The sequence below is a fragment of the Luteimonas sp. A534 genome (assembly GCF_054072805.1).
The window spans coordinates 91,316-101,036 of record NZ_JBSVRR010000007.1; the positions used below are offsets into that span (position 1 = coordinate 91,316).

Below are 9,721 nucleotides of genomic sequence, written 5' to 3' on the forward strand. Positions count from 1 at the left end.
GCTCAGGCCCGGCGCGCACGCTCGACTCCGGGCAGCGCTTCCAGCCGGCCCAGCAGCCGCGAGAGCTGGCCGAAGTCCGCCACGCGCAGCGACAGCCGCAGCTGCACGCGCCCCGCGCCGCGCGACGCGCCACCGTCGATGGACAGCACGTGCGCTTCTTCCTGCGCGATCAGGTTGGTCACGTCCTTGAGCAGGTGCTTGCGGTCGACCGCGTCCAGGGTCACCGCGGCCTCGTGCCCACCGCCCGATGCACCCCACTCCACCGGCAGCACGCGCTGCGATTCCTTCTCCGCCAGGCGTGCGAAGGCCGCACAGTCGGCACGATGCACGCTCACGCCGCGCGAGCGCGTCAGGTAGCCGCGGACGGCCTCGCCCGGCAGCGGATGGCAGCAGCGCGCGATCTGCACCAGCAAGTTGTCGACGCCGACGACGGTGAAGTCCTGCCCGCCGCTGCGGCGCACGCGCTTCGGGGCGCGCAGCGCGATGACGCCGTCGTCGTCGGGCACTTCCGACTCGCGCTGGGCCCGCTCGTGCTCGGACAGGGCGCGCGCCACCTGGTGGGGTCCGACGTCGCCCAGCGCGACATGGACATGCAGCTCATCGACGCTGTCGACGTTGAAGCGGCGCAGCACCGGCGCCAGGTCGGCCTGCCCCAGGCCCACGCGCTTGAGCTCGCGCTCCAGCAGTTCGCGGCCATCCTGCAGGTTGCGCGCGCGGTCCAGCTTGTGGAACCACGACCGCACCTTCTCCCGCGAACGCGCGCTGGCGAGATAGCCGTTGGTGAGCATCAGCCAGTCGCGTCGCGGCTCCGCGACCTTGCCGGTCATGATCTCGACGCGGTCGCCGCTGCGCAGCACGTGGTCGAGCGGCACGATGCGGCCATCGACCTTGGCGCCGCGGCAGCGGTGGCCTACCTCGGTGTGCACGCGGTAGGCGAAGTCCAGCGGCGTCGCGCCGCGCGGCAGGTCGATGACCTCGCCCTTCGGTGTCAGCGCGTAGATGCGGTCTTCGACCAGCTCGGTGTCGAACGCGCCGGCCAGCACGCCATCGCCGGAGTCGGCGGTCGCGTCGAGCAGGTTGCGCATCCATTCGATCTTGCGGTTGACCGCGGCCTCGCCGGCGGCCGAGCGCTGCGAGCCCCCGCTCTCCTTGTAGCGCCAGTGCGCGGCCACGCCGCGCTCGGCCTGTTCGTGCATTTCACGCGTGCGGATCTGCACCTCGAGCGTCTTGCCGCCGGGGCCGACCACGGCGGTGTGCAGCGAACGGTAGTCGTTGTTCTTGGGGCGCGCGATGTAGTCGTCAAACTCGCCCGGCACCGGCGTCCACAGCGCGTGCACCGTGCCCAGCGCTGCGTAACAGGCCTGCACGTCGTCGACCAGCACGCGCACCGCGCGCAGGTCATAGAGCTCACCGATCGGCACGCCCTTCTTCTGCATCTTCTTCCAGATGCTGTAGATGTGCTTCGGACGCCCGGCGATGTCGCCGGTGACGCCGGCCGCGGCCAAGGCATCGTCCAGTGCCCCGGTGACATCGGCGATGTAGCGCTCGCGGCCGGCGCGCGTGTCGTCGAGCAGCTTGGCGATGCGGCGATAGGTCTCGGGCTCGAGGTGGCGGAACGCGAGGTCCTCGAGCTCCCACTTCAGCTGCCAGATGCCCAGGCGGTTCGCCAGCGGCGCGTGGATGTCACGGGTCAGCCGGGCCAGCGCCAGGCGCTCGGGTTCGGGCAGCGCTGCGGCGGCGCGCATCCGCGCCAGCTGCCGGGCGAGCAGGATCGGCACCACGCGCAGGTCGCGCACGATCGCCAGCAGCAACCGGCGCAGGCCCTCGTGGCCGCGGCGGGCGCCCTGCTCGGCGTGCAGCGCCCAGACCTGGTTGGCGGCGGCCTGGCCTTCCAGCAGGGCCGGCAGCGCCGGGCAGGCCACCTGCTTCAAAGCGGCGTCGCCTGCGGCCCAGTCCGGTACTGCGTGCAGGATGGCCGCGGCCATGACGTCGCCATCGGCATCGAGCAGGGCCAGGGCGGCAAGCGTGTCCTCCAGCACCGCGCGCGGATCGACGCAGGGCGCGGGTCCGCACGCGGCGGCATCGCGCAGCAGCCCGGACACCGGACGCGGCAGCGTCCGCAGCGCAGGCAGCGCCAGCAAGGCCTCGATATCCACTGTGTCGACCACGGCGACGGGTGCTGTGCGGAAGGAAGGACGGTCTACACTAGCCCGACCTCGCCCCCGGGAACAGACGCCATGCCGGTACGCAGCATCCTCCTTGCCGCCCTGCTCTTCGTCGCCGCGCCGGCCGCGGCCCAGCAGGCGATCCAGACGCAGATGACACCCGAGGAGTTCAAGGCCACGGGCCTGGACAAGCTGAGCGCGGACGAGCTTGAACGGCTCAACGCCTGGCTCAATCGCACGATCGACACCGAGTCCGAAAAGGCTGCGGCCACGGCGAAGAAGGAAGTCGAGGACGAGAACCGCGGCTTCTTCTCCTTCGGTTCCACCGAACCGGTGGTCGGGCACATCGTCGGCGAGTTCCGCGGCTTCTCGCGGGGCCGCGAGTACACGCTCGACAATGGCCAGGTCTGGCGCCAGACCGATGCCGCGACGCTGTCGGGCGCCCGCCGCGACAGCCCCGAAGTCCGGATCACCCCGGGTCTGATCGGCAACGCGTGGTACATGGCGATCGAGGGCTACAACACGCGCGCCAAGGTCGAGCGGATCAAGTAAGCGCAGCCAGCCGCGTCGCCAGCTTCTTCGGCGACACCCCGCCCTTCGCGCCGAGTTCCTGCGCGAACACCTGCACGCGCAGTTCCTCCAGGTCCCAACGCAGGGCCTGCCAGCCGGGTTCGCCCGCGCAACCCTGGGCCGTCGCGCGCGCCAGCGCGTCGGCGAAAGGCATGAGCTCGAGCATGCGCTGCTGGTCGCGCGACGGGTCGTTCAGCGCGCGGGATGCCCGCGTCACCAGCGCCTTCAGGTAGCGCGGGTACTCGGCCAGCACGCTGGCCGGCACGTCGCGCAGGAAGCCGGCCGGGGCGAGTGCAGCCAGCTGCGCCTGCATGTCATCCAGGTTGCCGCGCGCCCAGCCCATCAGCTTGCCATCCAGGGCAGCCCGCGCGTCGGCCACCAGGGACAGGATCGCTTCCGCCTGCTTCAGGCGGCGCATGGCCTCCGGAAACAGGCCCTTGCCCACTGCGTCGGCGCACGAGGCAAACGCCGCGGGATCGCGGATCGCGCCCAGGCCTTCGGCGGTGAGCGCCGCGAAGGCGCCGTCCACCAGGTCTTCGCGCAGCGTGTCGGCTGGACGGCTGCCACCGGCGCCCCGCGGCGCGGTGGACTCGATCGCGGCATACAGCAGGGCCGTCTTCGGCTGTATCGGCAGCTGCTTGCGTGCCTGCCGAATGCGCTCGGCAACCCCCAGCGCGAGCAGCCGGCGCACCCCGCGGGGGTGCTGGCGCTCGGCCTCCGTGCGGTCGGCGTGCACGTCCAGCGAGACGCTGTCGCCGTCGTCGTGCAGCGCGGGGAAGGCCGGCACACCGCCGGCGCCGGGCACTGAAACGGGAATCGGCGTGTCCGGGAACTCGGTCAGCGCCTCGCGCGCGAGACCGGCGGACGCGTGCGCCGCGAAAGCATCGGCGGCGCGCGAACCGAAATGCGCGCGGAGATCGTCCAGGTCGCGCGATTCGGCCAGCACGCGGCGGCCGTCGGCATCGAGCAGGCGCAGGTTGGCGCGCAGGTGGGGCTCCAGCGCTTCGTCGAAATCGGTGGGTGCGATCTCCACGCCCGTCAGGCGCTTGAGGAAGCGGGCCAGCGCACCACTGATGCTGTCGGTGGCGGCGTCGGCATCGCCATGGGCATCGGCAAAAGCACGCGCGAAGTCGGGCGCCGGCACGAAGTTGCGGCGCAGGGCCTTCGGCAGGCTGCGCAGCAAGGCGGTGGCTTTCTCCTGCACGAAGCCCGGGGCCAGCCAGCCCAGCCGCGGCCCGTCCATGGCGTTGAGCAGGTGCAGCGGCACGACCACGGTCATGCCGTCGTCGGGCGCGCCGGGCTCGAAGCGGTAGTGCACGGCCAGGCGCGCATCCCCCAGCGGGTAGTACGCGGGGAAGCGCTCCGCATCGCTGCCGTCGGCGACCAGCAGGTCGTCGCGGGTCCACTGCAGCTGGCGCCGCTGCTCCTTGGGCAGCTTCGCGTACCAGGCATCCAGCGCCTGGGCGCTGATCAGCTCGCTGGGAACGCGGTCGCGATACCAGCGCAGCATCCAGTCCTCGTCCACCACCAGGCCGGTGCGGCGCTGCTTGGCCTCTTCCTCTTCGGCCGACTCCAGCGTGCGGCGATTGCGGGCGACGAAGTCGGCGCGCAGGTTGATCTCGCCCGCCACCAGGCCGTCGCGCAGGAACAGTTCGCGCGCCTCCTCCGGATAGTGCGCGCCGTAGTGGAACGGCCGCGCCGCCGCGAGCACCAGGCCGAACAGGCCAACCTGTTCGCTGCCGACCACGCGCCCCTGCTTCCGCGACCAGCGCGGATCGAAGTGGCGCCGCGAGAGCAGGTGCGGCAGTTCGGCTTCGACCCACTCCGGCTCGATCGCGCCATTGGTCAGCGCCCACACTTTCTCGGTGTCGAGCAGGGTCGCGGTGAGCAGCCACGGCGGCGGACGCGAGCCCAGCGTCGACCCGGGGAAGAGCTGGAAGCGGCGGCCGCGCGGGCCTTCGTAGCTGGCCTGGCGGCGTTTGTCGCGTTCGGGGAGCACATGGCCGACCTGGGTCGGTAGCCCTGCCAGCAGCGCGCGGTGGACGCTCTGGTAGAGATCGCGCGCTTCGGCAGCCGCATCCTTCCCCGGGCTGGCGGAGACACCGTGCCGCTGGCTGTGGCCCTGGTCTTGGCCCTGGTCTTGGCCTTGACGCCGGCGCTGGCGCTGGCGGGGCGGTCGGGCGCCATCCTGGACTTGAGCAGCCGCGGCCGCCTGCCCCGACGCATCGTCTTCACTGCCCGCAGCGAAGAGCACATCGCCGGCCCGATCCTCTTCACTCCATCCCAGCCCTTCGCACTGCAGCTTCAGCTGGCGATGCAGCTCGCGCCATTCGCGCATGCGCAGGAAGCCCAGGAAGTTGCGGTCGCACCACTTGCGCAACTGCGACTGGGTCAAGTCCTGGTGCGCGACGCGATAGGCCTCCCACAGGCGCAGGATGGCCACGAACTCCGACTTCGGGTCCCGGAACGCGGCATGTGCGGCGTCGGCCGCGCCGCGCTGGTCAGCGGGGCGCTCGCGCGGATCCTGGATGCCCAGGAAGCTCGCGATCACCAGCATCTCGCGCAGGCAGCGATGCTCGTTCGCGGCCACCAGCATGCGCGCGAGCTTCACGTCCACCGGCAGCTTCGCCATCGCCTGGCCGTGCGCGGTGAGCTTGCGCGCCGCATCCACCGCGCCCAGTTCGGCCAGCTGCTGCCAGCCGTCGGCGATCGCGCGCGCGTCGGGCGGCTCGAGGAAAGGGAATTCCTCGATCGCACCAAGACCCAGCGCCAGCATGCGCAGGATCACGCCCGCCAGCGCGGCGCGGCGGATCTCGGGATCGGTGAATTCCGGGCGCGCGGCGAAATCGGCTTCGTCGTACAACCGATAGCAGGTTCCCGGGGCGATGCGGCCGCAGCGGCCGGCCCGCTGGTTGGCGCTGGCCTGGCTGATCGGCTCGATATGCAGGCGGTCGAGCTTCTGCCGCGGGCTGTAACGCTTGACCCGCGCCAGCCCGGGATCCACCACGTAGTGGATGCGCGGCACCGTCAGCGAGGTTTCTGCGACGTTGGTCGCGAGCACGATGCGCCGCTGCGAGCCGGGGTTGAACACCCGGTCCTGGTCACGCACGGACAGGCGCGCATACAGCGGCAGCACCTCGGTATGGCGGTACTTGCGGCCCTCGAGCGCGCGATGCGCGTCGCGGATCTCGCGTTCGCCGGGAAGGAACACCAGCACGTCGCCGCCCATCCCGTTGCCGCCGCGCAGGATGATCTCGTCGCAGGCGGCCACGATGCCGTCGGTGGTCGACATCGCGCCATCCTCGCCCGGGCCATCGCCGCCCGCACTGCCGTCGAGCGCGCGGTAACGCATCTCGACCGGGTAGCCGCGGCCTTCCACGTTGACTACCGGCGCATCGTTGAAGTGCGCGGAGAAGCGCGCGGTGTCGATCGTGGCCGATGTCACCACCAGCTTCAGGTCGGGCCGCCGCGCCAGCAGCTGCTTCAGGTAGCCGAGCAGGAAGTCGATGTTGAGGCTGCGCTCGTGCGCCTCGTCGATGATCAGGGTGTCGTAGCGCGACAGCCAGCGGTCGGACTGGATCTCGGCCAGCAGGATGCCGTCGGTCATGAACTTGATCGCGGTCTGCTCGCCGACGTTTTCGGTGAAGCGCACCTGGTAGCCCACCGCGCCGCCCAGCGGCACCTGGAGTTCCTCGGCCACGCGCCGCGCCACGGCGCGCGCGGCGATGCGGCGCGGCTGGGTGCAACCGATCAGGCCCGCCGCGCCGCGGCCCGCGGCCAGGCAGAGCTTGGGGAGCTGGGTGGTCTTGCCGGAGCCGGTCTCGCCGGCGACCACCACCACCTGGTGCGCGCGCAGGAGTTCGACGATGCGCTCGGCCTCGGTCGCGATCGGCAGCGAGGGATCGACCTCGGCATGCGGCAGGCTCGCGGCCCGGGCTTCGCGCTGCGCCACCGAGCGCGCCAGCGCGTCCTCGAACGCCTTGCGGGGCGCATCGTCGTCCCGCGCCTGCTCCCGGCGCCGCCACAGGCCGAGCAGCCGGCCGCGGTCGCGGCTCATCGCTTTACCGATGTCCCCGCGCCCCGGGCGTCTTGACGCCGGGCTTGCATCACGAGGGCTAGACTCCATTTCACTCATGCGATTCACAGTTCCGGGCCGCTTCAATCCCGCCCCTATCGCGCCATTGTCGCGCGCTGACAAGAAAGGACACAGTGATGGCGAAGACCAAGACAAGTACCAAGGACAAGAGCAAGACCACGAATGCCAAGCGCAGCTCGCGCAAGGCCTCGCCCGTTGCTTCGCCCGCCTCGGGTTCGGTGGCACCCGGCGTGGATATCGGGATCGCGGACAAGGATCGCAAGACGATTTCGCAGGATCTCGCCCAGTTCCTGTCCGACAGCTTCACCCTGTACCTGAAGACCCACAACTTCCACTGGAACGTGACCGGGCCGATGTTCAACTCGCTGCACGCGATGTTCATGGACCAGTACACCGAGCAGTGGAACGCACTCGACGACATCGCCGAGCGCATCCGCGCGCTGGGCTACAACGCGCCGGGCTCCTACGCCGAGTTCATCAAGCTGTCGACGATCGCCGAAGAGCCGGGCCTGACCGAGGCACCGGACTGGCGCGCCATGGTGGCCCAGCTGGTCGGCGGCAACGAGGCCGTGTGCCGCACCGCCCGCCGGGCGCTGTCCCACGCCGATGATGCCGGCGACGACCCCACCGTCGACCTGCTGACCCAGCGCCTGCAGGTCCACGAGAAGAACGCCTGGATGCTGCGTTCCCTGCTCCAGTAATCGCCCCGGGGCGGGATTCCCCGGCATCCGCGGCGCGCAACGCCCGACCCCGCGTCGGGCGTTCGCGTTCCGGGCCCTGAGACGCCGCCCCGGTATCCTTGTCGCATGAGTGACGCCGCACACCGCATCCTGCACGAGGTCTTCGGCCACGAGACCTTCCGCGGCGAACAGGCCGCCATCATCGAACACGTCGCCGGCGGCGGCGACGCCCTGGTGCTGATGCCCACCGGCGGCGGCAAGTCGCTGTGCTACCAGGTGCCGGCGCTGCTGCGCGAAGGCACGGCAGTGGTGGTCTCGCCGCTGATCGCGCTGATGCAGGACCAGGTGGAATCGCTGCGCCAGCTGGGCGTCCGCGCGGCCTTCCTCAACTCCACGCTCGACGGCGCCGAGGCCGCGGCCATCGAGCGCGAGCTGCGCGAAGGCAGCCTCGACCTGCTCTACGTCGCCCCGGAGCGCCTGCTCACGCCGCGCTTCATGTCCCTGCTCGACGCCAGCCGCATCGCCCTGTTCGCGATCGACGAGGCGCACTGCGTCTCGCAGTGGGGCCACGACTTCCGCCGCGAATACCGCGAGCTCACCGTGCTGCACGAGCGCTGGCCGCAGGTGCCGCGGATCGCGCTCACCGCCACCGCCGATCCGCCGACCCAGCGCGAGATCGCAGAGCGCCTGCAGCTCGAAGGCGCCCGGCGCTTCACCAGCTCCTTCGACCGCCCGAACATCCGCTACACCGTCGTCAACAAGGACAACGGCCGCCGCCAGCTGCTGGACTTCATCGAAGGCCATCGCGGCGAGGCCGGCATCGTCTACTGCCTGTCGCGCAACAAGGTCGAGAAGACCGCCGCCATGCTGCAGGAGGCCGGCGTCGACGCCCTGCCCTACCACGCCGGCCTGGACGCCTCGGTGCGCGCCGCCAACCAGCGCCGCTTCCTGCTCGAGGACGGCGTGGTGGTGGTGGCGACGATCGCCTTCGGCATGGGCATCGACAAACCCGACGTGCGCTTCGTGGCGCATATGGACCTGCCCAAGTCGATCGAGGGCTACTACCAGGAAACCGGCCGCGCCGGCCGCGACGGCGACCCCGCTGAGGCCTGGATGTGCCAGGGCCTGGGTGACGTGGTCATGCTGCGGCAGATGATCGACCAGTCCGAATCCGGCGACGAACGCAAGCGCCTGGAGCACCGCAAGCTCGACGCCCTGGTCGGCTACTGCGAATCCACCCGCTGCCGGCGCCAGGTGCTGCTGGCCTGCTTCGGCGAGGACTACGCCGCCAAGGGTGCCGGCGAGCCCTGCGGCAACTGCGACAACTGCCTGCAGCCGCCGGAAACCTGGGACGCGACGGTGGCCGCGCAGAAGGCGCTGTCCTGCGTCTATCGCACTGGGCAGCGTTTCGGCGCGGCGCACCTGATCGACGTGCTGCGCGGTTCGGAATCGGAACGCATCCGCCAGTTCGGACACGACACGATCAGCACCTACGGCATCGGCACCGAACTCGACGCGCGCAGCTGGCGCGGCGTGTTCCGGCAGCTGGTGGCCGCCGGGCTGCTGGACGTCGACAGCGAAGGCTACGGCGGCCTGCGCCTGACCGCGGACAGCCGCGAGGTGCTGCAGGGGCAACGCGAGGTGCTGCTGCGCAAGGAAGCGCCGCGGGCGCGGGCGCGCGGGAAGGAGCGCACGCGCGACGGCCGCGCCGCCCTGCCCCCGGACCTGCCGGCCGAGGCGCAGCCGCTGTTCGAAGCCCTGCGCGAACTGCGCACCCGGTTGGCGCGCGAGCAGAGCGTGCCGCCGTACGTGATCTTCCACGACGCCACCCTGCGCGAGATCGCCGCGCTCAGGCCCGAGACCGAAGAGGAGCTGTCCGGCGTCGGCGGCATCGGCGCCGGCAAGCTCGAACGCTACGGCGGCCTGGTGCTGGAAACAGTCCGCGCCGCCTGAACAGCACCTCCGCCGCCCGCCGCACATGAAGAAGGCTCTTCTCCCAACTGAGGGAATGGCGCGCCATTGATACAGCGCGGGCGCCGGGTGCCAAGGCCCTTGAGTGCTCATGTCCCCCGGCGCTGGCCTGCGGCCATCGCCTCCTCCTTGACTTCGCTCTCAAGGGCCTTGCCACCCGGTGCGCAGCAGTACGCGGTGACCCGGAAGCAAAGCCCGGGATCTCGCACATCTGCAGCGGAACCCGAGCCCCGTCGTGG

The 9,721-nt window shown here is 71.0% G+C and carries 5 protein-coding genes; 3 read left to right on the top strand and 2 right to left on the bottom strand.

The genetic code is table 11. The annotated features are described in order from the left end of the window. Nucleotides 1-2: 2 nt before the first annotated feature. Nucleotides 3-2,168 carry a RelA/SpoT family protein gene (locus tag ACW5F0_RS14015; protein ID WP_456999964.1) on the bottom strand — a complete coding sequence of 722 codons (2,166 nt, stop codon included), beginning with the start codon at nt 2,166-2,168 and terminating at the stop codon, nt 3-5. 69 nt (nt 2,169-2,237) lie between these two features. On the opposite strand from ACW5F0_RS14015, the gene ACW5F0_RS14020 reads away from it, so the two are divergent. Next, nucleotides 2,238-2,717, top strand: coding sequence for a hypothetical protein (locus tag ACW5F0_RS14020; RefSeq protein ID WP_456965112.1), 480 nt, complete (start codon nt 2,238-2,240; stop codon nt 2,715-2,717). Here ACW5F0_RS14020 and hrpA read toward each other — a convergent pair. Further along, nucleotides 2,710-6,870: an ATP-dependent RNA helicase HrpA gene (hrpA, locus tag ACW5F0_RS14025; protein WP_456999965.1), complete on the bottom strand. Its 4,161-nt coding sequence runs from the start codon at nt 6,868-6,870 to the stop codon at nt 2,710-2,712. The two genes, ACW5F0_RS14020 and hrpA, sit on opposite strands and share 8 nt — an antisense overlap. Before the next feature lie 77 nt (nt 6,871-6,947). Between hrpA and ACW5F0_RS14030 the strand changes: the two genes are divergently transcribed. Both ACW5F0_RS14030 and recQ read left to right on the top strand, forming a co-directional pair. Then, on the top strand, nt 6,948-7,532 hold the full coding sequence (locus tag ACW5F0_RS14030; RefSeq protein WP_456999966.1) for a Dps family protein: 585 nt from the start codon (nt 6,948-6,950) through the stop codon (nt 7,530-7,532). 105 nt (nt 7,533-7,637) lie between these two features. Continuing rightward, entirely contained in the window at nt 7,638-9,464 is a 1,827-nt protein-coding gene (gene recQ / locus ACW5F0_RS14035; protein ID WP_456999967.1) for a DNA helicase RecQ, read from the top strand. Nucleotides 9,465-9,721: the final 257 nt, after the last annotated feature.